This is a genomic window from Enterobacter sp. SA197, assembly GCF_054131575.1.
The window spans coordinates 1879716-1902913 of the sequence record NZ_CP096393.1 but is presented as its reverse complement, the minus strand read 5'-3'; the positions used below and the strand labels follow the sequence as shown (position 1 = coordinate 1902913).

21 protein-coding genes are annotated in these 23198 nt (G+C 54.7%); 11 read left to right on the top strand and 10 right to left on the bottom strand.

Annotation, left to right across the window (positions count from 1 at the left end; genetic code table 11):
• Positions 1 to 23 precede the first annotated feature (23 nt).
• From M1D91_RS08670 to putP, 5 genes are all read right to left on the bottom strand, one after another.
• Entirely contained in the window at positions 24 to 1049 is a 1026-nt protein-coding gene (locus M1D91_RS08670; RefSeq protein ID WP_457976166.1) for a fimbrial protein, read from the bottom strand.
• Between the two features lie 36 nt (positions 1050 to 1085).
• On the bottom strand, positions 1086 to 1814 hold the full coding sequence (locus M1D91_RS08665) for a fimbrial biogenesis chaperone (protein ID WP_457976164.1): 729 nt from the start codon (positions 1812 to 1814) through the stop codon (positions 1086 to 1088).
• Positions 1815 to 2057: 243 nt separating this feature from the next.
• A complete protein-coding gene (locus M1D91_RS08660; RefSeq protein WP_437431372.1) occupies positions 2058 to 2519 on the bottom strand; it encodes a fimbrial protein in 462 nt (153 codons plus the stop codon).
• A 600-nt stretch (positions 2520 to 3119) separates the two neighbouring features.
• Positions 3120 to 3833: a fimbrial biogenesis chaperone gene (locus tag M1D91_RS08655; RefSeq protein WP_437431371.1), complete on the bottom strand. Its 714-nt coding sequence runs from the start codon at positions 3831 to 3833 to the stop codon at positions 3120 to 3122.
• A 279-nt stretch (positions 3834 to 4112) separates the two neighbouring features.
• A complete protein-coding gene (gene putP / locus M1D91_RS08650) occupies positions 4113 to 5615 on the bottom strand; it encodes a sodium/proline symporter PutP (protein ID WP_437431370.1) in 1503 nt (500 codons plus the stop codon).
• Between the two features lie 405 nt (positions 5616 to 6020).
• Between putP and putA the strand changes: the two genes are divergently transcribed.
• Together putA and M1D91_RS08640 are read left to right on the top strand one after the other, a co-directional pair.
• On the top strand, positions 6021 to 9983 hold the full coding sequence (putA, locus tag M1D91_RS08645; protein WP_437431369.1) for a trifunctional transcriptional regulator/proline dehydrogenase/L-glutamate gamma-semialdehyde dehydrogenase: 3963 nt from the start codon (positions 6021 to 6023) through the stop codon (positions 9981 to 9983).
• Between the two features lie 60 nt (positions 9984 to 10043).
• A complete protein-coding gene (locus M1D91_RS08640; RefSeq protein WP_437431368.1) occupies positions 10044 to 10439 on the top strand; it encodes a lysozyme inhibitor LprI family protein in 396 nt (131 codons plus the stop codon).
• Here the strand turns inward: M1D91_RS08640 and rutR are convergent.
• Positions 10436 to 11074, bottom strand: a complete 639-nt coding sequence (gene rutR, locus M1D91_RS08635; RefSeq protein WP_437431367.1) for an HTH-type transcriptional regulator RutR — start codon at positions 11072 to 11074, stop codon at positions 10436 to 10438. The genes M1D91_RS08640 and rutR overlap by 4 nt on opposite strands.
• A gap of 400 nt (positions 11075 to 11474) precedes the next feature.
• Between rutR and rutA the strand changes: the two genes are divergently transcribed.
• Genes rutA through rutF form a run of 6 tightly spaced genes read left to right on the top strand, consistent with a single transcriptional unit; the run spans position 11475 to position 15566 of the window.
• The gene (gene rutA / locus M1D91_RS08630; protein ID WP_437431366.1) at positions 11475 to 12566 is read left to right on the top strand and encodes a pyrimidine utilization protein A; all 1092 of its coding nucleotides are present in this window, start codon (positions 11475 to 11477) and stop codon (positions 12564 to 12566) included.
• A complete protein-coding gene (gene rutB / locus M1D91_RS08625) occupies positions 12566 to 13258 on the top strand; it encodes a pyrimidine utilization protein B (protein WP_437431365.1) in 693 nt (230 codons plus the stop codon). Before rutA ends, rutB begins: the two co-directional genes overlap by 1 nt.
• Positions 13259 to 13268: 10 nt before the next feature.
• Positions 13269 to 13655 (top strand): pyrimidine utilization protein C, encoded by a 387-nt coding sequence (gene rutC, locus M1D91_RS08620; RefSeq protein WP_437431364.1) that lies wholly within the window; start codon positions 13269 to 13271, stop codon positions 13653 to 13655.
• 7 nt (positions 13656 to 13662) lie between these two features.
• Positions 13663 to 14475: a pyrimidine utilization protein D gene (rutD, locus tag M1D91_RS08615; RefSeq protein WP_437431363.1), complete on the top strand. Its 813-nt coding sequence runs from the start codon at positions 13663 to 13665 to the stop codon at positions 14473 to 14475.
• Positions 14472 to 15062: a malonic semialdehyde reductase gene (locus M1D91_RS08610; RefSeq protein WP_437431362.1), complete on the top strand. Its 591-nt coding sequence runs from the start codon at positions 14472 to 14474 to the stop codon at positions 15060 to 15062. Before rutD ends, M1D91_RS08610 begins: the two co-directional genes overlap by 4 nt.
• A 9-nt stretch (positions 15063 to 15071) precedes the next feature.
• Complete coding sequence (gene rutF / locus M1D91_RS08605) at positions 15072 to 15566, top strand: NADH-dependent FMN reductase RutF (RefSeq protein WP_437431361.1); 495 nt, start codon at positions 15072 to 15074, stop codon at positions 15564 to 15566.
• Positions 15567 to 15884: 318 nt separating this feature from the next.
• Here the strand turns inward: rutF and M1D91_RS08600 are convergent, their stop codons facing one another.
• Together M1D91_RS08600 and M1D91_RS08595 are read right to left on the bottom strand one after the other, a co-directional pair.
• Positions 15885 to 16796 (bottom strand): DMT family transporter, encoded by a 912-nt coding sequence (locus tag M1D91_RS08600; RefSeq protein ID WP_437431360.1) that lies wholly within the window; start codon positions 16794 to 16796, stop codon positions 15885 to 15887.
• 312 nt (positions 16797 to 17108) lie between these two features.
• Positions 17109 to 17285, bottom strand: coding sequence for a con-10 family general stress protein (locus M1D91_RS08595; RefSeq protein ID WP_437431359.1), 177 nt, complete (start codon positions 17283 to 17285; stop codon positions 17109 to 17111).
• A 475-nt stretch (positions 17286 to 17760) separates the two neighbouring features.
• Between M1D91_RS08595 and wrbA the strand changes: the two genes are divergently transcribed.
• Positions 17761 to 18378 (top strand): NAD(P)H:quinone oxidoreductase, encoded by a 618-nt coding sequence (gene wrbA / locus M1D91_RS08590; protein WP_437431358.1) that lies wholly within the window; start codon positions 17761 to 17763, stop codon positions 18376 to 18378.
• A gap of 20 nt (positions 18379 to 18398) precedes the next feature.
• Positions 18399 to 18626, top strand: a complete 228-nt coding sequence (locus M1D91_RS08585; RefSeq protein ID WP_437431357.1) for a YccJ family protein — start codon at positions 18399 to 18401, stop codon at positions 18624 to 18626.
• 34 nt (positions 18627 to 18660) lie between these two features.
• On the opposite strand, the gene agp is transcribed toward M1D91_RS08585, so the two are convergent.
• Together agp and M1D91_RS08575 are read right to left on the bottom strand one after the other, a co-directional pair.
• Complete coding sequence (agp, locus tag M1D91_RS08580) at positions 18661 to 19902, bottom strand: bifunctional glucose-1-phosphatase/inositol phosphatase (protein ID WP_437431356.1); 1242 nt, start codon at positions 19900 to 19902, stop codon at positions 18661 to 18663.
• A gap of 110 nt (positions 19903 to 20012) precedes the next feature.
• Positions 20013 to 21185 (bottom strand): citrate synthase family protein, encoded by a 1173-nt coding sequence (locus M1D91_RS08575; protein WP_437431355.1) that lies wholly within the window; start codon positions 21183 to 21185, stop codon positions 20013 to 20015.
• Positions 21186 to 21827: 642 nt separating this feature from the next.
• Between M1D91_RS08575 and M1D91_RS08570 the strand changes: the two genes are divergently transcribed.
• Positions 21828 to 23156 (top strand): MFS transporter, encoded by a 1329-nt coding sequence (locus M1D91_RS08570; RefSeq protein ID WP_437431354.1) that lies wholly within the window; start codon positions 21828 to 21830, stop codon positions 23154 to 23156.
• Positions 23157 to 23198 lie beyond the last annotated feature (42 nt).

Below are 23198 nucleotides of genomic sequence, written 5' to 3'. Positions count from 1 at the left end.
AATCTTTACCCGGCAATAATCACTTATTCATACGTCATGACGAATTCCGCCGCCGAGTTTGCCGTTCCCGCGCTAATGGTGCCGGTGCGCACGTAGCGGGCTTTCATGGGAATGGTGTAGCTGCCTCCCGTGGCTTTTACGTAGCCTGTAAACGCTGTTTTCACGTTAAACGGCACGGCGGTGATGCCGTCGTTTTTCAGCAGTTGTACCCCCACGCCGCTCGCCGTCGAACTGCTGTCGAGCGTCAGATACTGATTATTACCGGAGCCCTGAAGCGTTATTCCCGAGGCGGGTTTGAAGGTATAGCTGACCGAATTGAGGCCCGGATCGCAGTTGTTGATTTCAAAATTAAACGAGACAGGCGTACTGGTTGCCCCCGCTGCGGGGAAATCCGAAGCGGCATGTTTGCCGAGGTCAACGGTAATATCCGGGGTGGTACAGGCGCCGGGTTTAATTTCAATGGCGCTTGCTGCAAAAGTTATATTATTGAAAACTGCGCCATCAGTAATAACTGGGCTATATTGATCGTTATTAATCCATCCCTGAACCACAAAATCCGATAAATCCATTTTACCATACTGAGTCACAGGGCCAATAACATAAAACTGAACGGTAATCTGACGAAATGTTATGGTGTTATATGTCTGACCCAAGACTATTATTAATCTTTTTTCAATATTACCAACGGATTCAGTCACTGTACGAATATAGCTAAGCGTTGTTGTTATTTTTACACCAATCCCGGGAATTTTAGTTTTATAGATCCCTTCAAAACCAGAAGGTTCCATCACCGATGCATACTTTACAAAGTAAGCCAGCCGAGAACCGGTACAAACAAAATAACCAGCATCCGCCGCACCAGGATTAAAAGTGATGACAGGGCCAAGCGCTGTATTGGGCTGCACATTGCTCCCCACCGTAAACGAGTTTGCCGGCAGCGTTAACGTATAATCTTTCGCATTAGCGGTACACCCAGCCAGCGCCGTCCGGCTGACGAGCAGAAGTAAAAATAACGCAGCTGTTTTTAGTAAAAACCTGTAATAAACCATATTTAACACCCCAACAAGAATAATCTGCCGCTGGCTTTAATTTATGAATCGCGCCTGCTGATAATGGAAAAGCCCTGAATCACTGATAGCTGAGAAAAAGACTGTGTCCTGCGCCTGCTGGCCGGTGTGTGGCGGAGTAAATAGCACCCGCCCTTTTGCCGGGCACATACCGTTCAGTTTTGTTTTATCCACATCAGAGGGTGGTGTCAGCCGGATGTCATGAAACGAAACGTTAAATGCCGAAGGGTTAGTGCACTCGAGCTCTGCACCCTTTTTGCCCGGCATCAGACGCCATTGCAATGTTTTAACGGCTTCCTCTGGCGAACCCGGCAACCCCTCTGGCCGGTAAAACAGCTTCAGCCGGGAGCGTACCGGGAACTGCATCACGTTCTGCGTCCCGGCCTTTTTACCCGGTGGGGTCGGACTGACCTCGAGCACATTAATCCAGAACACCGACTCCCGGTCGCGGGGAACCTCGCCGCCGGTAAAACGAATACGCAGCGACTGCCCTTTACCCGGATCCAGGCGGAAAATCGGCGGCATGATAATAAAAGGTGGTGTCGAATCATTGCCTTCGCCCGCATCCATCCACGCCTGAATAAGGCGCGGCGCTGCGGAATCATTTTTAATTCCGAGGGTCACCTCTTTTCTGATTTCCGGATAAATCACACGGGTGGCATCAGGCGTAATGCCCGCCTGAGCGGTGGCTAAATGAATAACGGTAAAAACGGTAAAGCAGAAAAAGCGGAGCGCGCGTCCTGACATGATTTCCTCCCTGGAAAAACGTGCCGCTGGCGCGCAGTTATAGAGGACGCAGCTTTCAATAAGAATATCTTGTATCCGGGAATTTTACCGAAAGAAGAGATGGCGGGCCAGCCTGCTGGCCTGAGATTCATACTGGCAGGAGGACCCGAAGGATTATTTAGCTAAAATAAATCAGAGGGATAACATGTCGGGTAGAAATCGCCTGAAACCATTTTTCAGAAATCTCTACCCGGCAATAATCACTTATTCATATGTCATCACAAATTCCGCCGCCGAATTGGCCGTTCCGGCGATGATGGTGCCGGTGCGCACGTAGCGGGCTTTCATGGGAATGGTGTAGCTGCCGCCCGTGGCTTTTACGTAGCCTGAAAACGTCGTTTTGGTGTTAAACGGCACGGCAGTGATGCCATCCTCATACAGCACCTGTACACCAATGCCGCTCGCCGTCGAACCGCTGTCGAGCGTGAGATACTGGTTATTACCGGAGCCCTGCAGCGTGATCCCCGCTGCGGGTTTAAAGGTATAGCTCACCGAGGTCATCCCGGCAGCGCAGTTGTTGATTTGAAAGTTAAAGGGTACCGGCTGGCTGTTACTGCCAACAGCGGCAAAATCTTTGGCGGCATGCGAGCCGAGTGGAACGGTAATATCCGGTGTCTTGCAGGAGCTGACAGTGAATGTGGTATTGCCGTTAAATTTCCATGTCACACCTCTCACTCCACTGTATATGCTATATGATTCGCTCAGATAACCATAGGCGGCATCTTTCCCACTGAGCGTGGTTGTTCCTGGGGTGATTTGGGTGGCGGTAGCGACATACTGCCCGTACAATGACTGAAAGAAGAAAGGCTGGGGGTTAGAGGAATTAGTGGCGGTAAAGTAAAGACTCGTGCCGTTACTAATCTGCACATTATTGTAAGCACTCCACATTCTTATACCCACACCTGGGACCCCGGTGTCAAATAATGTATAACCACCACTCGTTGTAAGGTATGACAAACTCCCTTTCTGGAGGAGTTCGTAAATAGTAGATGTACCACAGCTTACATATATATAAGGCCCCGTCCCCCAGCCGATCGTGAAAGAATTGCCAATGTTTTGTCCCTTTGTCAGCGTTGCCGGGACAGTGATATTTGCAGGTAGCGCGTTCCCCCAGATAATCTGCGGCCCCCCACTGGTTATATAACAATATGCCTGGCACAGCGGACTTAAGACAATCAGCCCTGAGAAAAGAGCGAACTTCACAATAAAAGGTATTATTTTCATCATGTATTTCCCTGCCCCGTAAGGCGCGCACACGAGGTTAAATTATTGGTGTTGGTAAGCGGCTTCATGCCGGGTATAACCGCCATAATCATTGATAGTGGTAAAAAAAACTTTCCCCTGTGCGGCCTGTTCCTTTCCCTGCAGAAGAAATAGTTGTTGCCCTTTTGCCGGGCACATTCCACTTTGACTGATATCTTGCTCCCCGGAGGGCGGCGTCAGCCGGATATCCTGAAAAGAAACAGTAAATGCGCTGGGGTTTATGCACTCGATTCCATTATGCGTTCCCCGCCGCCAGTGCAGTTGCGAAACCGCCGCCTCCGGTGAACCCGGCAACCCCTTTGGCCGGTAAAAAAGTTTCAGCCGTGTGCGCACCGGGAACTGCATATAATTCTCCGTCCCGGCCTTTTTACCTTGCGGCTGCGGTCTGACCTCCAGAATATTCACCCAGAACACCGACTCACGGTCACGGGGAATCTCGCCGCCAATAAAGCTAATACGCAGCGACTGCCCTTTACCGGGGTCGAGGCGGAAAATCGGCGGCATAACAATAAACGGCGGTCTGGCATTATTCTCTTCCCCCGCATCCACCCATGCCTGAATCATACGGGGGTCGCTGGCTTCATTTTTGATGCCCAGCGTTGTTTCTTGTTTCCCTTGTGGGTAAATCACGCGGGTGGCATCAAGCTGAATACCGGCCTGAGTGCCGGGAATGGACATGAGTGACAGGACTGAAAAGCAGATTGCGCGTCTGAGCATATTCCCTCCGTGGAAATGCGTTGCTGACGTGCCGTTATAAAGAACAAAGTTGTCGATAAGGAGATATTGTATTGCTGAAAAATATCCCACAACCCGGTGGAATCGCAAGCTGCTGGGTTGCCGTATGGCGTGAAAAAGTAAAAGGCTGTGTAACTTGCATGCCGCTGAAGCAGTCAGGTAGCGGAAATCACGTTAAATTCTGAAACGTTGTTTGTGACAATTTTTCTGCTGCGAGGGTGGAGTCTGAGCCCGCAAATCCGGGCTCAGTCAGAGAAGGTGTTACTGCAGGCGCGACGGCGGTGCGGAGTGGTAATGGGCATCCGCCTCGGCGAAGCGTTTTTCCATTGCCGCGGTGGGCGCTTTACCCAGCAGGCTGAAGACCACAATGCCGATGCTGGCGAAAACGAAGCCCGGAATAATTTCGTACAGGCCCAGCCAGCCGAACTGTTTCCAGACGATAACCGTTACCGCACCAATCACCATCCCGGCCAGCGCCCCGTTGCGGGTCATTTTCGACCACATGACGGAGAACAGCACCACCGGACCGAAGGCGGCACCGAAGCCTGCCCAGGCGTAACTCACCAGACCCAGCACGCGGTTTTCCGGGTTCGCCGCCAGCGCAATAGAGACCAGCGCCACCAGCAGTACCATCACGCGTCCAACCCACACCAGCTCCTTCTGACCAGCATTTTTGCGGAAGAAGGCTTTGTAGAAATCTTCGGTCAACGCGCTGGAGCACACCAGCAGCTGGCAGCTCAGGGTAGACATCACCGCCGCCAGAATGGCAGAGAGCAGCACACCGGCAATCCACGGGTTGAAGAGGATCTGCGCCAGTTCGATAAACACGCGCTCGGCGTTCTGGTTAACCGCCCCCGCCTGCTCAGGGTGGTTGTTAAAATAGGCGATACCAAAGAAGCCGACCGCTACCGCACCGGCAAGGCAGAGGATCATCCAGGTCATACTGATGCGACGCGCATGTACGATGCTGTGGTGGGAGTCCGCCGCCATAAAGCGCGCCAGAATGTGCGGCTGGCCAAAGTAACCCAGCCCCCAGCCCATCAGCGAAATAATGGCCACAAAGTTCAGACCTTTGAGCATATCGATGTTTTCAATGCTTTTTTGCTTGATCACTTCCATTGAGTCAGCAAAGCCCCCCACGGAGATAATCACAATCACCGGCGTCAGGATAAGCGCAAAGATCATCAGGCTGGCCTGCACAGTGTCGGTCCAGCTAACCGCCAGGAAGCCGCCGATAAAGGTGTAGATGATGGTGGCAGCGGCACCGGCACATAAAGCCTGCTCATAGGTCATGCCAAAGGTGCTCTCAAACAGGCGCGCGCCTGCCACGATGCCGGAGGCACAATAGATGGTGAAGAACAACAGAATCACTACTGCCGAGATAATACGCAGCAAACGACTCTTATCTTCAAAGCGTCCGGTGAAATAGTCCGGCAGCGTCAGGGCGTTATTGTTGTGTTCGGTATGCACGCGCAGACGGCCTGCCACCAGCTTCCAGTTGACCCACGCACCCAGCGTCAGGCCAATGGCAATCCAGCTTTCAGAAATCCCGGAAATGAAAATGGCGCCGGGCAAGCCCATCAACAGCCACCCGCTCATGTCGGAAGCACCCGCAGACAGCGCAGTAACCAGCGGCCCGAGGCGTCGCCCCCCTAAAATATAATCGTCGAAATTTTTCGTTGAACGCCATGCAAAGTATCCGATAAGGATCATGCCAAAGATATAAACAAGAAATGTCACCAGTAGTGGTGTGCTAATTTCCATCGAAATTCTCCAGGATTATTCGTCGGCAACTGTCATCTTTGCCGCTTTTATTCCACCACCGGAACGAGGTGAGGATGTGGTTATTGTATAAAGCGCCCGTATCCTGCCGGAAGCCTCGCTTATTCACAATTGATTTAACACTGCATTCACATCAATTGCATCCCGCGACGAGAGGGTCTTTTTAAGAGGTTGCACTTAATCACACTTTTTACGGTTGCACCTTATAAAAGTGTTATGCACCGCAAATATCCCACTCTCTGAACGTTAGAACAGCGCTTAAATTAAGTAACATACAATTAACTTATTACGCGATTTAACCTTGTCACAAAGTTGACATTTAACATGGTTGCACAAAGTTGCAACATGACGGATAGTCAGCTCACCACGAATTCACAGGAGAAAGTCATGGGCACCACGACCATGGGGGTTAAGCTTGATGACGCTACGCGGGAACGCCTGAAAGCGGCAGCGGCAAAAATTGATCGTACACCGCACTGGCTGATTAAACAGGCCATCTTTAGTTATCTGGAAAAACTGGAAAACAATGAGATGGTACCGGAACTGCCCGTCACGCATATTACTGGCGCATCCGATTTTGACGACACGGAAACGCCGGTAGAGGAAACACCGCAGCCTTTCCTCGACTTCGCAGAAAATATTCTGCCGCAGTCCGTCACCCGTGCCGCCATTACCGCCGCCTGGCGCCGCCCGGAAACCGACGCCGTGCCCATGCTCCTGGAACAAGCGCGCCTTCCTTCACCGGTTGCCGAAAAGTCTCAACAGCTGGCGTACCAGTTGGCCGAAAAACTGCGTAACCAGAAAACGGCTTCTGGCAGAGCGGGAATGGTGCAAAGTCTGCTTCAGGAATTTTCTCTCTCTTCGCAGGAAGGCGTGGCCCTGATGTGCCTTGCCGAAGCGCTGCTGCGCATCCCGGACAAAGCTACCCGCGATGCCCTCATTCGCGATAAGATCAGCAACGGCAACTGGCAGTCACACATCGGCCGCAGTACCTCGCTGTTTGTGAACGCGGCCACCTGGGGCCTGCTGTTTACCGGCAAACTGGTGTCGACCCATAACGAAACCAGTCTCTCCCGCTCCCTCAACCGGATTATCGGCAAAAGTGGTGAGCCCCTCATCCGCAAGGGTGTCGACATGGCGATGCGCCTGATGGGTGAGCAGTTCGTAACCGGCGAAACCATTTCTGAAGCCCTGGCAAATGCCCGCAGGCTCGAAGAGACAGGTTTCCGTTACTCCTACGACATGCTCGGTGAAGCAGCCCTGACGGCGGCAGATGCCCACGCCTATATGCTCTCTTATCAGCAGGCGATTCACGCCATCGGTAAGGCCTCTAACGGACGTGGTATCTATGAAGGACCGGGCATTTCTATCAAACTGTCGGCGCTGCACCCCCGCTACAATCGCGCCCAGTACGATCGCATGATGGATGAGCTCTACCCACGTCTGAAATCCCTGACCCTGCTGGCGCGCCAGTACGATATCGGGATTAATATCGACGCCGAAGAGGCCGACCGCCTCGAGATCTCACTCGATCTGCTGGAAAAACTGTGTTTTGAGCCGGAACTGGCAGGCTGGAACGGGATTGGCTTCGTCATTCAGGCTTACCAGAAGCGCTGTCCGTTCGTGATTGATGACCTGATCGATCTGGCAAGCCGCAGCCGTCGCCGCCTGATGATCCGTCTTGTCAAAGGCGCCTACTGGGACAGCGAAATCAAACGCGCCCAGATGGAGGGGCTGGAAGGCTATCCGGTCTATACCCGCAAGGTCTACACCGACGTCTCCTACATTGCCTGCGCCAAAAAGTTGCTGGCCGTGCCGAACCTCATCTACCCGCAATTTGCTACCCATAACGCCCATACTCTGGCGGCTATTTATCACCTGGCCGGTCAGAACTACTATCCGGGCCAGTATGAGTTCCAGTGCCTGCACGGCATGGGCGAACCGCTGTATGAGCAGGTTGTGGGCAAAATCAATGACGGCAAGCTTAACCGTCCCTGCCGCATTTATGCACCGGTGGGCACCCATGAAACGCTGCTCGCCTACCTGGTGCGCCGTCTGCTGGAAAACGGGGCAAATACCTCGTTTGTGAACCGTATTGCAGATGCCACCCTGCCGATTGATGAACTGGTTGCCGACCCGGTTACTGCGGTGGAAAAACTCGCCCGTCAGGAAGGCGGCGTCGGCCTCCCCCATCCGAAGATCCCTTTACCGCGAGCGCTTTATGGTGAAGGACGCGTAAATTCCGCAGGGCTTGATCTTGCGAACGAACACCGCCTGGCCTCTCTTTCTGCGTCCCTGCTTAACGGTACGGCGCAAAAATGGCAGGCCAAACCGCTGCTGGAGACACCGGTTGCCGACGCAGAGATGCAACCGGTAATCAACCCGGCAGAGCCAAAAGATATTGTCGGTTACGTGCGTGAGTCCACTGAAGCTGAAGTGTCCCAGGCGCTGGATAATGCCCTAAATCAGGCCCCTATCTGGTTTGCCACGCCACCTCAGGAGCGCGCTGCTATCCTTGAGCGTGCCGCCGTGCTGATGGAAGATCAGATGCAGTCGCTGATTGGCCTGCTGGTACGCGAAGCGGGCAAAACCTTCAGCAACGCCATTGCTGAGGTGCGTGAAGCGGTGGATTTCCTGCGCTACTACGCCGGCCAGGTGCGTCACGATTTCGATAACATTACCCACCGCCCGCTCGGACCGGTTGTCTGTATCAGCCCGTGGAACTTCCCGCTGGCTATCTTTACCGGGCAAATCGCCGCGGCGCTGGCGGCAGGTAACACCGTGCTGGCAAAACCGGCAGAGCAAACCCCGCTGATTGCCGCCCAGGGCATTGCCATTCTGCTGGAAGCGGGCGTCCCGCCCGGCGTACTGCAGCTTCTGCCAGGGCGTGGCGAAACGGTGGGGGCGCAACTCACCGCCGATGAGCGCGTGCGTGGCGTAATGTTCACCGGCTCCACCGACGTTGCCACCCTGCTGCAACGCACGGTCGCAACGCGTCTTGACCCACAGGGCCGTCCGACCCCGCTGATTGCAGAAACCGGCGGGATGAACGCCATGATCGTCGACTCCTCAGCGCTCACCGAGCAGGTGGTGATTGACGTCATGGCCTCGGCGTTTGATAGCGCCGGTCAGCGCTGTTCCGCGTTACGTGTGCTCTGCCTGCAGGACGACATTGCTGACCATACGCTGAAGATGCTGCGCGGTGCGATGGCAGAATGCCGGATGGGTAATCCAGGCCGTCTGACCACCGACATTGGCCCGGTTATCGACGCCGAAGCGAAAGAGAATATCGAGAAACACATAGCCGCGCTACGCGCCAAAGGCCGCACCGTCTTCCAGGCCGTGCAGGAAAACAGCACCGACGCGCGTGAATGGCGCACCGGCACCTTCGTGCCGCCTACGCTGATTGAGCTTGAGCGGTTCGACGAACTGCAAAAAGAGGTCTTTGGTCCGGTGCTGCACGTGGTGCGCTACAGCCGTAACCAACTCGATGAGCTGATCGGTCAGATCAACGCCTCCGGCTACGGGTTGACCCTGGGCGTACATACCCGTATCGATGAAACCATCGGTCAGGTCACCGGGCGGGCGCACGTCGGGAACCTCTATGTGAACCGCAATATGGTAGGTGCGGTGGTGGGCGTGCAGCCGTTTGGCGGAGAGGGTTTATCCGGCACGGGTCCGAAAGCGGGAGGCCCGCTTTACCTCTACCGCCTGCTGGCAAGCCGACCGGAGGACGCGGTACTGCGCACGCTGTCCCGCCAGGACGGCACCACAGCGGCGGACACGCAGATCAAATCCGCCCTGCTTGGGCCGTTAGAGATTCTGCGTGAGTGGGCCGCTGGTAAACCTGATCTGCAGGCACAGTGTCGCACCTTCGCTGAGCTGGCGCAGGCAGGTACGCAGCGCATCCTTCCTGGCCCTACCGGTGAGCGTAACACCCTGACGCTGCTGCCGCGCGAGCGGGTACTGTGTATAGCGGATAATGCCCCGGACGCCCTGGTCCAGCTGGCCGCTGCACTGGCATGCGGTTGTAAAGTGTTGTGGCCGGAAGACGGTATGCATCGCGATCTGCTAAAACAGCTGCCGGACGCGCTGGGGCCGCATATTGCGCTCGCACCTGCGGAAACGCTGATGGCTGAAAGCTTCGATGCAGTGATATACCACGGCGACTCCGATCAACTGCGTGAGCTTTGTGCCGACGTTGCCGCCCGTGATGGCGCGATTGTTTCGGTGCAGGGCTTTGCACGTGGTGAGCGCAATATACTGCTGGAACGGCTGTGGATTGAACGTTCGTTAAGCGTCAACACCGCGGCGGCAGGCGGTAATGCCAGTTTAATGACCATAGGATAAACTACAGCCATCGCCCCGGTCATCTGCCGTTACCGGGGTCTTGCTAAACAGGGAGAGAAGATGAAAATTATCCTGATTGCCGCCGCAACCCTGCTGGCCAGCGCAGGTGCTCTGGCGGATGAGTGCGACAACGCCAGTACCCAGACTGCCATGAACATGTGCACCGCTGAGCAGGCACAGACCGCGGATAAAAAACTTAACCAGACCTGGCAGGACGCGCTGAAACGCGCCGCCCCCGCGCAACGTGAGTTGATGAAAAAGGCGCAGCAGGCCTGGATTACACTGCGCGATGCCGACTGTGAGTTCATCGCCTCGGGTGTCGAAGGTGGCAGCGTCCAGCCGATGATTCATAACCAGTGTATCGCCGACAAAACCATTGAGCGTGAAGCCTGGCTCTCCTCCCTGTTACAGTGCGAGGAGGGAGATATGAGCTGCCCGTTGCCGCCAGCCGGTTAACGCGGGCGAATGCCCTCAATGATCATCCGCTGCACGTTATCCACCGTGCTGTTAAAGAAGGCTTCATCCTGTAAATTTTTGCCGGTCACCGCCTCCACCTGGGAGGCGAAGTCGGCGTAGTGCTGGGTCGATGCCCAGATCATAAAAATCAGATGATGCGGGTCAACCGGGGCCAGTTTTCCGCTGGCCACCCAGCCAGCAACGATCGCCGATTTTTCCTCCACCAGCGTTTTTAGCGTCCCGCTGAGTTCCGCATTCAGCACCGGCGCCCCCTGCAACATCTCCAGACAAAAAAGCCGTGAGGCCTGAGGGTTATCGCGCGAGACTTCAAGCTTCTGGCGGATGTACTCACGAATAGCCACCAGCGGGGCAAGATCTTCACGAAACGCTTTCAGCGGCGCCAGCCAGACGTCCAGAATCTGTTGCAGTACCGCAAGATAGAGCGCCTCCTTCGACGGGTAGTAATAGAGCAGATTGGTTTTCGATACCCCGGCCCGCTCGGCGACTTTTTCGAGGCGGGTGCCATGAATGCCATACAGAGAGAAGGTTTCCAGCGCTGCGGCAAGAATAACCCCGCGTTTCTCATTCACCGCCTGCATGCGTTTGCCCGTTTTTTTCGCCGTACCCTGCGCCATGATCGCTCTCCTTTACCCTTTGCGCCAAGCATAGCAAATGGCCGGTGCGGACTCGACCCCTGCACAGCAATAGCGCAAAGCTGCCTGTTTTTTGTGCACTCTATTTGACCATTCAGTCCACTTTTTTCACTCTCATTTTGCCAACTTTTATTTAACACGTTGACAACAATACCTTTTTCAATTCTGGCATCGCCTTTGCAAACCCGTTCTCGGAAGGCGTACTGCCCTATGTCATTCACGATGCAGCAAGGCGGCAAGCGCAGATCCCAGTAGCTTACTCAGGTAAGTGAATGGGGTGGACAAGCGAAGCCAACACTGCTGAAACGTGAAGTATGACCGGCAGAGAATTCGGCAATCAGCCACACCACGCCCCCCTTCACCTGACAACGCGAGGTACGAGATGAAAATTGGTGTTTTTGTTCCGATTGGCAACAACGGCTGGCTCATTTCCACCCATGCGCCGCAATACAAACCGACCTTTGAGCTGAACAAGGCGATTGTGCAAAAGGCGGAGCATTATCACTTCGACTTTGCACTTTCGATGATCAAGCTGCGGGGGTTCGGCGGCAAGACCGAGTTCTGGGATCACAACCTTGAGTCCTTCACTCTGATGGCCGGGCTGGCGGCCGTGACCTCACGCATTCAAATTTATGCCACCGCCGCCACCCTGACCCTTCCCCCGGCTATTGTGGCGCGTATGGCCTCGACCATCGATTCCATCTCCGGCGGGCGCTTTGGTGTGAATCTGGTGACCGGTTGGCAAAAACCGGAATATGAGCAGATGGGCATATGGCCGGGGGACGAGTACTTTTCCCGTCGCTATGACTATCTGACGGAGTATGTACAGGTGCTTCGTGATCTGTGGGGCAGCGGCAAAAGCGACCTTAAAGGTGAATTTTTCACCATGAATGACTGTCGCGTCAGCCCGCAGCCGTCGACGCCGATGAAAGTTATCTGTGCCGGGCAGAGCGATGCCGGGATGGCCTTCTCCGCGCAGTATGCTGATTACAACTTCTGCTTCGGCAAGGGGGTTAACACGCCTACCGCTTTTGCCCCTACGGCTCAGCGCATGTGCGAAGCGGCGCAGAAAACCGGGCGTGATGTCGGTTCGTATGTGCTGTTTATGGTCATCGCCGACGAAACCGACGAGGCCGCCCGTGCCAAATGGGAACACTACAAAGCGGGAGCCGATGACGAAGCGCTGGCATGGCTGACCGAACAGAGTCAGAAAGACACCCGTTCCGGCAGTGACACCAACGTGCGCCAGATGGCGGACCCGACCTCCGCGGTCAATATCAATATGGGCACCCTGGTGGGTTCATACGCGACGGTAGCACGTCTGCTCGACGAGGTGGCGACCGTGCCGGGCACCGACGGCGTGCTCCTGACCTTCGATGATTTCCTTCAGGGTGTGGAAGATTTTGGTGAGCGGATCCAACCGCTGATGCAGTGCCGAAGCCATATCGCCGCCCCCACCAGGGAGGTAGCCTGATGCTGACATTACCCGCCCGTCCTGAAGCGGTCTCTTTCACACCGGCGCAGAGTGCACTCATTGTGGTGGACATGCAGAATGCCTATGCAAGCCAGGGAGGATATCTCGATCTTGCCGGATTTGATGTCTCCGCCACGGCTGCGGTGATTGCGAAGATCAACACCGCCGTGGCGGCCGCCCGTGCGGCAGGAATGCAAATTATCTGGTTTCAGAACGGCTGGGATGACCAGTACGTAGAAGCCGGCGGGCCAGGATCGCCTAACTGGCATAAATCCAATGCCCTGAAAACCATGCGTAAGCACCCTGAACTGAAAGGGACATTGCTGGCGAAAGGCAGCTGGGACTACCAACTGGTGGATGAGCTGGTGCCGCAGGAAGGGGACATTGTGCTGCCCAAACCGCGCTATAGCGGCTTTTTCAATACGTCACTGGACAGCATGTTACGCAGCCGGGGCATTCGCCATCTGGTTTTCACTGGTATTGCCACCAACGTCTGCGTGGAGTCAACCCTGCGTGATGGCTTCTTTCTGGAGTATTTCGGCATCGTGCTCGAAGACGCCACCCATCAGGCCGGTCCGGCGTTTGCGCAGCAGGCGGCGCTTTTTAATATCGAAACCTTTTTTGGCTGGGTCAGCGACGTCGATACCTTCTGTTCCGCCCTCTCTCCCCAGCCACTTATGAATATTGCTTAGGAGCACACTTATGCCAAAACAGGTCATTATTCCCGCTGGCACCACCACGCCCATCGCCCCTTTTGTTCCCGGCACGCTGGCCGATGGCGTGGTCTATGTCTCCGGCACACTGCCCTTTGATAAGCAGAACAATGTGGTGTTCCCCGGCGACACAAAGGCGCAAACCCGCCATGTGCTCGAGACTATTCGCAGCGTTATCGAGACGGCGGGGGGTACGATGGAGGACGTGACATTCAACAGCATCTTTATCACCGACTGGAAAAACTACGCCGCGATTAATGAAATCTATGCCGAGTTTTTCCCTGGCGATAAACCCGCACGCTTTTGCATCCAGTGTGGGCTGGTGAAGCCGGAAGCACTGGTGGAAATTGCTACCGTTGCCCATATCGGCAAGTGAGGCTGCCATGAACATTTCCCTTACCCCGGCCCCTTACCCCGGCGCGCCTGTCATAGTGATGATTGCCGGACTGGGCGGTAACGGGAGCTACTGGCTGACGCAGAGGGAGGCGCTGTCGGCCCGCTATCAGGTGGTCTGTTACGACCAGTGCGGCACGGGAAACAATCCGGCCACCCTGCCGGATAATTACCAGATAAGCGACATGGCGGGCGAGTTGCAAAGCGCGCTGCAACAGGCGGGGATCCTAAGATTTTGCGTGGTCGGTCATGCGCTGGGTGCGCTGGTGGGAATGCAGCTGGCGCTGGATTATCCGCAGTCGGTCAGCGCCCTGGTACTGGTGAACGGCTGGTTATCGCTGGATACACACACCCGTCGCTGTTTTCATATTCGCGAACGGTTATTGCAGGCGGGTGGGCCGCCTGCCTGGGTGGAGGCGCAGCCGCTGTTTCTCTATCCGGCGGACTGGCTCTCAGCCCATGCCCCGCGCCTGGAAGCGGAGGAGGCCCTGGCCCTTGCGCACTTTCAGGGAGAACACAATCTCCAGCGCCGTTTACAGGCCCTGAAAGAAGCGGATTTCAGCGCCACGGCCCGTCAGATCCGCGCTCCGGCGCTCATTATCTGTTCGCAGGATGACATGCTGGTCCCCTGTACCTGTTCGCAGGCGCTGCACCAGGCGCTTGTTAACAGCATCAGGGTGGTGATGGCCCGCGGCGGTCACGCCTGCAATGTAACCGAAAGCGATGAGTTTAATGGTCTGCTGCTCGAGGGGCTGGCAAGAGTGCTGCCCGCTACGGCAGCGGTGCAAAAGGAGTATTTATGAGTGAAGCCGTTAGCCAAAGTGCGCTGAATACCCTGTTTACTGCCGCACGTACCCACAACGGCTGGCAGGACAGGATGGTCAGCGACGCGACATTACAAGAGATTTACGATCTGCTGAAGATGGGACCCACGTCGGCCAACTGCAGCCCGGCCCGTTTTGTCTTTATCCGCACTCCGCAAGGTAAAGCGCAGCTGCGTCCGGCCCTTTCCGGCGGTAACCTGGAAAAAACCCTGAGCGCGCCGGTCACCGCGATTGTCGCCTGGGACAATCGCTTTTACGACAAACTCCCTGCCCTCTTTCCGCACGGTGACGCCCGGAGCTGGTTTACCTCAAGTCCTGAACTGGCCCAGGAGACGGCATTTCGTAACAGCGCGATGCAGGCGGCCTATCTTATTTTCGCCTGCCGGGCGCTGGGACTGGATACGGGGCCGATGTCCGGATTTAACCGTGACATCGTGGATACCACCTTTTTTGCCGACAGCGATTTTCGCAGCACCCTGCTTGTGAACATTGGCTATGGTGATGAAAGTAAACTTTACGCGCGTCTGCCGCGCCTGGCATTTGACGATGCCTGCGTGCTTCGTTAAGGAGAAGAGATGGGAATCAGCCAACAGCATTTTCGTGATGCCATGTCCTGCGTGGGTGCGGCGGTGAACATTATTACCACTGATGGTCCGGCAGGCCAGGCGGGATTCACCGCCAGTGCAGTCTGCAGCGTGACCGATTCACCGCCGACGCTACTGGTATGCCTTAACCGCTCCGCATCGGTCTGGCCAGTGTTCAGTCAGAATCAGACGTTATGCGTCAATACCCTGGCAGCGGGCCAGGAGGCATTATCCACCCTTTTTGGCGGTAAGACCTCTATGGCTGAACGCTTCGGTGCGGCAGACTGGGAAACCGGGGAAACGGGTTGCCCGCGTCTGGCTGGCGCACTGGTCTCGTTTGACTGTCGCATCAGCCAGGTGATGAGCGTGGGGACGCATGATATTCTGTTTTGCACCATTGAAGACAGCGCCCATCGTCCCGATCCGGGCGGTTTAATGTGGTTTAACCGCCATTACCACACCCTGCCCCGTCCCCCCGCCTGCTGAAGGATCCTCGAAAAAAATGAGAGCACGAAAGGTCCCCTCGCCCCTTTTGGGGGAGGGCCAGGGTGAGGGGAAACATGCGGGGCTGAGGGTCATTCCGTTTACCTTATGTTCCTTGCTTGTCTGTAGCGACAGAACCCGTGAACGTGCCAGGGTGGTTCACCGCCCCCCTGGCGACCCGGGCTCCCGGTCAGTCGTCAACGCCTCATCGATTTTCAGCCGGACCCATTCATCGTGGTGACGGTTTTATTCTCATTTCGCCGTGGTATCGCTGTAAAACGTCATATTACCGGGGAGCTCTCAGCCCCGCCTGAGCAGGGTTCAGGACTCATCCGGCGCTGTCGCCAGCGCCGCTTTCTTACGCTTTCTAAGCTTCAGTTCGCTTACCAACACCCCGGCAATAATAAACACCCCACCCAGGATAGCCAGAGCAGGCAGACGCTCACCTGCCAGGCGGCCAAAAATTCCCGCCCACACCGGTTCCCCCGTGTAGATAACCGTGGCGCGGGTTGGGGAGACGCTACGTTGAGCCCAGTTCATGGTGACCTGAATAATGGCGCTGAAAATACCCAGCCCTGCCGCCACCATCAGCAAAGCAGGCGACAGTTCAGGAACGGACTCACCTGCCGGAGCCATACAGGCAAAGGCGATTACCGAGGCCGTCAGCAGTTGCACCACCGTCACCCGACGCACGTCCACTTTACCCGCCCAGGCGCTGATCAGGATGATTTCCGCGGCAATCGCCAGCGCACCCGCGAGGGTAATAAGCTCCCCCTCGCCCAGCGCCAGCATATTTCCCTCTGGTCCGGCAAGAAAAATGAGGCCAGTAAAGGCAAGCACGATCCCCACGCAGGACATCAGCCCTGGCATTCGCCCAAGGCACAGCCATTGCAGCAGTGGCACCAGGGGCACATACATGGCAGTGATAAATGCCGACTTACTGCTGGAAATTGACTGCAACCCCCAGGTCTGCAGGCTGTAGCCAAAGGCAATAGCAATACCAATGGCGACCCCCGCTTTTACCTCAAGCCAGGTGATGCCACGCAGGATTTTCAGAGATAAAAGTGCGACAGCCAGCCCGGCCGTGGCAAAACGCAGGCCCACAAAAAAGAAGGGGCCGCTGAGGGTGACGGCATACTGTACCGCAAGAAACGTGCCGCCCCAGAACATGGTGATGAGGATCAGGAGAGATTCCTGGGCAGAGATCGAGAAGGTAAAACGTGAGGGGCGCATGTTGCAAACCGGTTAACGTAAAACGGTAGTGTGCGTTGTCAGTAAAGGGAGTTCAACCCCTCTTTTGCGCTGCTTTTACTCATCCCGCATGCCTGAAAATGGCACCGGGGGTAATGCGCGCGGGCGGATGAGGTTTTATCTTTTACCTTATATAAACCCTATACATCAAGTAACCCCTGTCTCACTTGAGGACGAATTAAGCGCAGGGCCCTTTATAGTGTTCATCAGGCAATAAAAAACCGCCGGTATAAACCGGCGGTCAGCAGACGGTGACAATGAAGCTTCACCGTCACCACGGTGCATCAGTCTTAACTAACTGCTGCGACTGTTCCCGTGGCCGCTTTTGCCCCCTTTCTTACCAGCTTCCGAGGCGCGCTGAGGGTCATTTTTAAAATTCCCCCCGCTTTGCTGGCCACCTTTACGGCCTGCTTCTGATGCTCTTTCACGGTCTTCAGCGAAATTACCTGAACCACCACGATGGTTTGCCATTTCGAACCTCCGGTTAAGTGAAACATTAGTCATCATACTGCATTCAGTAAAAGAGGATTCTTTCACCGTGTGCCGCTATGGCATCGCCATAATCTGCGTCACGTGAATCTAATCTTAGTAAACCCAGGGCAAGCGGCCAGTGAATCGTAATATTCTGCAACAGCTACGCCTGCAAAAAAGCGATTTTTATTTTCATCAATTAATAAGTCACTCTTATGCATTGCAAAAACGGCAGCGGTAAAAATGTGTCAAATTGCGACAATCCTTAAAGGTGAAACCAGAAGCATTAATAACGACAGCGGGCAGTATTTTGAAGGTCAATGCCCTGGGTGGAACCTTTTTATCAGGAGCTGTCGCAGGCCCTTCTGACCGCAGGCGATAGCCCTGTTCTACGGCTCGAATTTTCACCGGGTCAGTAACTGATGTTTCGTTTGCTACACTCAATGGTGATCTCATCGCAACGAAGGGTTGATAAATGCAGAATAGAGAACCTGGTAGCGCTAAAATCCTGGTGCTTTTTTACTCCATGTATGGACATGTCGAAACCCTGGCCCAGGCCGTAGCCGAAGGGGCACGCAAGGTGGACAACGTGGAGGTAGTGGTCAAGCGTGTGCCTGAAACTATGTCGGCTGAAGCCTTCGCTAAAGCGGGCGGCAAAACCCATACCGCGCCGGTCGCCACCGCGCAGGAGCTGACTGATTATGACGCCATTCTGTTTGGTACGCCGACCCGCTTTGGCAATATGGCCGGTCAGATGCGTACCTTTCTTGACCAGACCGGCGGGCTCTGGGCCTCCGGCGCGCTTTACGGCAAACTCGGCAGTGTTTTCAGCTCAACCGGGACGGGCGGCGGTCAGGAACATACAATCTCTTCAACATGGACTACCCTTGCACATCATGGGATGGTTATCGTGCCTATTGGCTACGCCGCGCAGGAGCTGTTCGATATTTCGCAGGTTCGTGGGGGTACGCCTTATGGCGCGACAACCATCGCCGGGGCGGATGGTTCCCGGCAGCCGAGCCAGGAAGAGTTATCCATCGCCCGTTATCAAGGTGAATACGTCGCCGGTCTGGCGGTCAAACTCAAAGGCTAATGTTTTACAGGAGGATTTCTATGCCAACTCAAGAAGCAAAAGCACATCGCGTGGGAGAATGGGCCAGCTTACGTAACACCTCACCGGAGATAGCGGAAGCCATTTTCGAAGTGGCGGACTATGACGAAGTACTGGCTGAGAAAATCTGGGAAGAAGGCAGCGATGAAGTGCTAATGCGCGCCTTTGAAAAAACGGACAAAGACTCGCTCTTCTGGGGCGAACAAACCATTGAGCGCAAGAACGTCTGACCTGACACGCCCCCGCTTGAGCGGGGGCTTTTTTTTATTTCGCCGCCGCGTTTAACAGCGCATTAAATTTCTCCAGCGGGCAAAAACCGTTATCGTCTACCGGACACCCTTTCAGTGCCAGGGTCACGCGCTGGGCAGGCTCTTTTAGCGTCAACGGGTTTGCATTACGCAGTTGCTCGCTACTCTGGTAAACGTACTCAATCTTCATGAGCTCACGTTTCGCCGTTGGATCATTCCAGCGCTGAAACACAATTTTGCCCCCTATCGGCGTACGCTCATACTGGTCATGCAACTGATAAGGAGCAAAGTCCAGCGCCGTCAGTAGCGATGCAATGTTGGAGTCGTGCCCGACCAGCAGGGTCACTTTCGCTGCCTTCGCCGCCTCGCTCACCAGGGTTTTATCGATATATTTCACCAGCGGTTTCGCCACATTTTGCGCCACGGCGGGTGAAGTGAAGAGCGCATCCTGATAGCTATTTTTCAGCTTCGACAGCACGCGCCACTGCTGGTCAGATTTGATTTCGCCCCAGGCCACCTGGTCCAGTGGAAAACCTTCGTAATACTGCAACGTAAAGGCATCCACCAGCGAGTTACCGACCTTCAGCGGCCCCGATACGCCAGGTTCCTGCTGCACTTTCGCACTGAATACCTCTTTGCCGCTGGTCAGGTCGCAAACCTGTTTTTCTTTGCAGGAGGGAGACTGATCAAACTGGGTAATCTTTTCCAGCAACTGATAACTTTCATCAAGCGCATCCTTCTGGCGCTGCGTCTCCATTGCCTTCACCGCCTGCTCGCTGAACGCTGCCGACCCGTCAGTTATCACCGGATTAAACGTCGGATCCATGGTGCCCATTTTTTCCTGGTGATGAACGGGCACATCGCAGCCGGGAAACGCGCCGGTGATAAAGAATTGCGCGGTGGCCACCGTGCGTTGCAGGCTGTTGGCATAGGCGTAAACGGCACCCGGTGCCGGGCATTCACCGGATGTTACCAGCTTATTCTCTACAAGCCATTCACGCAGGTAATGGCCCATGTAGACTTCCAGTACCCCGCCTTTGGTGGTGAGCTGCCCGCCGGGTACATCCCATTCAGGCCACTGTCGGGCTGTCGATTGTTCGAGAACGCTGCCGTTATTAGCCAGCGGTGCGCGCAGGTTATGCCGGCTCATGATCAGCACTTGCTCAAGCTGATAACCCGCTGGCGTGGTTTGCGCCTCAGTCCCGGCAGCAAAAGGTAACGTAGCAGCTGCGGCAAGCGCCCAAAGTGAAAGCTTCATCCTGACATCCTCATCCTGATAGGGGAAAAGAAAGTGTGACATATTTGTGAAGGTTTGCTGCGAAGCCGCGCGCAGAAGTGACAGCACGCTCTGCGCGGCGGTTGCAGGCGTCAGGGGAGTTCAAGCGCAGGACCAACGTAGCGGCCACGCGGGCGGATAACTTTACCCGTGTTGATCTGCTCCATAGCATGCGCCAGTAGTCCCACACTGCGGGCGATGGAGAAGAGCGCGAAGGCTGCATCACCCAACAGGCGATAACGCGTGACCAGCGCCGCCAGCACCACATCGATGTTGGGCAGCAGCCCGGTCAGGGTGATCACTTTCTCAATAAATTTCGCAATCTCCTCCGGCGGAGTGAATTGTGCAAGCAGGGCACCTGCCCGTGGGTCACCGTCCGGGTAGAGGTGGTGACCGAAGCCCGGAATGGGAATGGCGGAGGAGAGATAGCGGTTGACCACCTGATCGGCGCTGGACCGCTCGACCTCATCAAACAGGGCTCTTACGCGCTGAGTGGCATCGCCATGCAGCGGCCCGGTAAAGGTCGCCAGTCCGGTCAGCAGGCAGGCAGGAAGGGAGGCTCCGTTTGAGGCGGCGATCCTCGCCGCAAACGCCGAACTGGTCAGTTCATGATCGGCCAGCAGAACCATTGCTCTGCGTAAAATATCGGCCACCTCCTCGTTCACTCCCCAACCAAGGGCCAGACGCTCATGAATCAACAGCGCCGGATGATTTTGCGCACCAAAGGTCGCAGCCAGATGCCCCACCAGTGTGGCGGCTTCAGCATGCAATACTCTGGCGGTGCGGCCATGAGTTGAGTGTCCGGTCGCTGTTGCCGTCGCCAGCGCGATAAAGGCATGAGAACGCTCAGGTGCGGCAGGTGGATAGTCCCTGGTCGGGACGGAAAACCCTGCGTCACTCTCCGCGCTCCAGAGCAGGCGCGCCGTCTCCTCCAGCGTCGCCTGCTCTGAAAAAGCGATAACATCTCTGCCCCGGTAGTACAGATGCCCTTTTGCAAAGGTCGAAATAGCGGTCGGGATGCTGGGTTCAGTGCCAAACAGCGTATTTACCGCGAGAGTCTCTCGTTTGCGTCCCTGCTGCTTCTTCTGCTTCAGGCTCTGTATGTTTTCTGCGCTGTACAGGCTGCGTCGGGTATTTTGCGGGTCCGGATGGGAAGCGATCAGCCCCCTGCTGACGTAGGCATAAATGGTTTGCGCCCTGACGCCGAGATAGGCCTGAACCTCGTCCAGCGTAAGCCAGGGGGAGTGGGTCGTCTTTGGTTGCATAAGTCTGTCCGGTTAGCTTTCTGATGAGCGCGGAGTGCGGCCCCCTTCAGGGCACCTTAAGAAAAATCAAAGCGAATCAAATAACTCTATATATGCATTTTTGGCCTATCAAGATTGATTTTGCAAATCAACTGATAGACAGATCGCAAAATTGCCCCTTTAGCCTAACGCGGGGAAGTTTCACTCCCCTTTCCCTTCCTCCGGGACGTTTTACCGGAGGGTGCGAAACTTTCATTCCCTATTATTTTTGCCTGTCAATAAATAAATGCGATCTTTTGCTATTGCGTCACACTCCTTAATCTGTAATGCAAAGATGAGTATTGATTATTTTAATCAAGATTGATCCTGGCAAAACGATATTCTAACGTCACTTTTATCAATGGTCATATGCAGTGAAGCCTGACAAATTGATGCCCAATAAGAAATGCAAAATAGCACGCAGCGGTACAGCATAAAAAATAAAGGGTGTTTTACGGTTTTAATAACCGGCCTGAAAAACGCATTGGATTTTTTATTAACAGAACCGTTGCTCACAAAACTCTATGGGCACCTGGTCGAGAAGACACCTTACAAAATAATTAACACCCGTGGTACCGGTTGGTAATTATTACGTATACCTACAAATGCATGAAGGACAAAAATATGAATAGCATTCAACAACAAGAACTTACCGAGGCATCAATAGATGCCAGAGTAGTTCCACAAAAAAAAGCCACACGTATTCGCTATTACATGCTAGCGCTGATCCTGTTCGCGACAATTATCAATTTCGTTGATCGATCGAGCCTGGGTATTTTAGCCCCATTCATCAGTAAAGATCTGGCACTGGATAAAGTACAAATGGGGCAAATATTTGCGGCATTTGGCCTTACCTACGCTATTGCACTTGTGCCCGGTGGCATTATCGCTGACGTACTGGGTTCCCGTATTGCCTATGCTTTTTCACTGATAACCTGGTCGTTAGCCACCATGACACAGGGTATTGCCAGCGGCTTTACTATGCTGTTCGGCTCGCGCCTGGCGATTGGCGCGCTGGAAGCACCCGCTTTTCCGTCAAACGCCCGGGCCGTCACCATGTGGTTCCCCACTACCGAACGTGGTTTTGCCACCAGCGTGTATGTGATGGGGCAGTATATCGGCACCCCTTTATTTACCGGTCTTTTACTTTGGATTGCCAATGGATTTGGCTGGCGCTCCGCCTTTTATCTGACCGGTGGCGCAGGGGTACTGTTTGGTATTTTATGGTACATCTGGTATCGCGACCCTTTAAATCACCGTGCGGTTAACGAAGCTGAATTAAAACATATTCAGGAAGGTGGTGGTCTTGTTGGCAAAAAAGAGCGCGATCGTTTTGACTGGAAAAACGCGCTCAGATTGCTCAAACATCGTCAGATCCTGGCTATCTGCCTGGGTAAGTTCTGTAATAACGCGATTCTGGTGTTCTTTACCACCTGGTTTATGACCTATCTTGTGGAAGAGCGTCAGATGACGATGATCAAAGTCGGTATATTCCAGGCGCTGCCGTTTATTGGCGCCACCGCAGGAATATTGCTGGCAGGCTTTTTCTCTGACTTCTTTATTCGCCGTGGCTACTCTATGTCGGTTGCCCGTAAAGCGCCTTTGATTATTGGGACGCTACTTGGCTCTTCCATTTTATTAGTAAATTTCGTGACCTCCAATGAACTGATAATTGTTATTTTAACTATCTCTTTCTTTGCGCAGGGCGTAGGTTCCTCGTCATGGGCCGCGGTTTCAGAAATAGCGCCCCGGCAATATATTGGATTAACCAGCAGTATCACCAGCCTTGCGGCGAATATTGCCGGCGTCACCACCCCTATCATGATTGGTTATATTCTTCATGTCACCGGGCAGTTTTTCTGGGCGCTCAATATGATGGGCATCATGTGCCTGATTGGTGCATTTGCTTACTCCTTCCTGCTGGGGCCTTTGTCGCGTATTGAAATGGATTAACCACGCCGGAACCCGTGCCGTTTGCGGTCTTGCGTGAGTGTT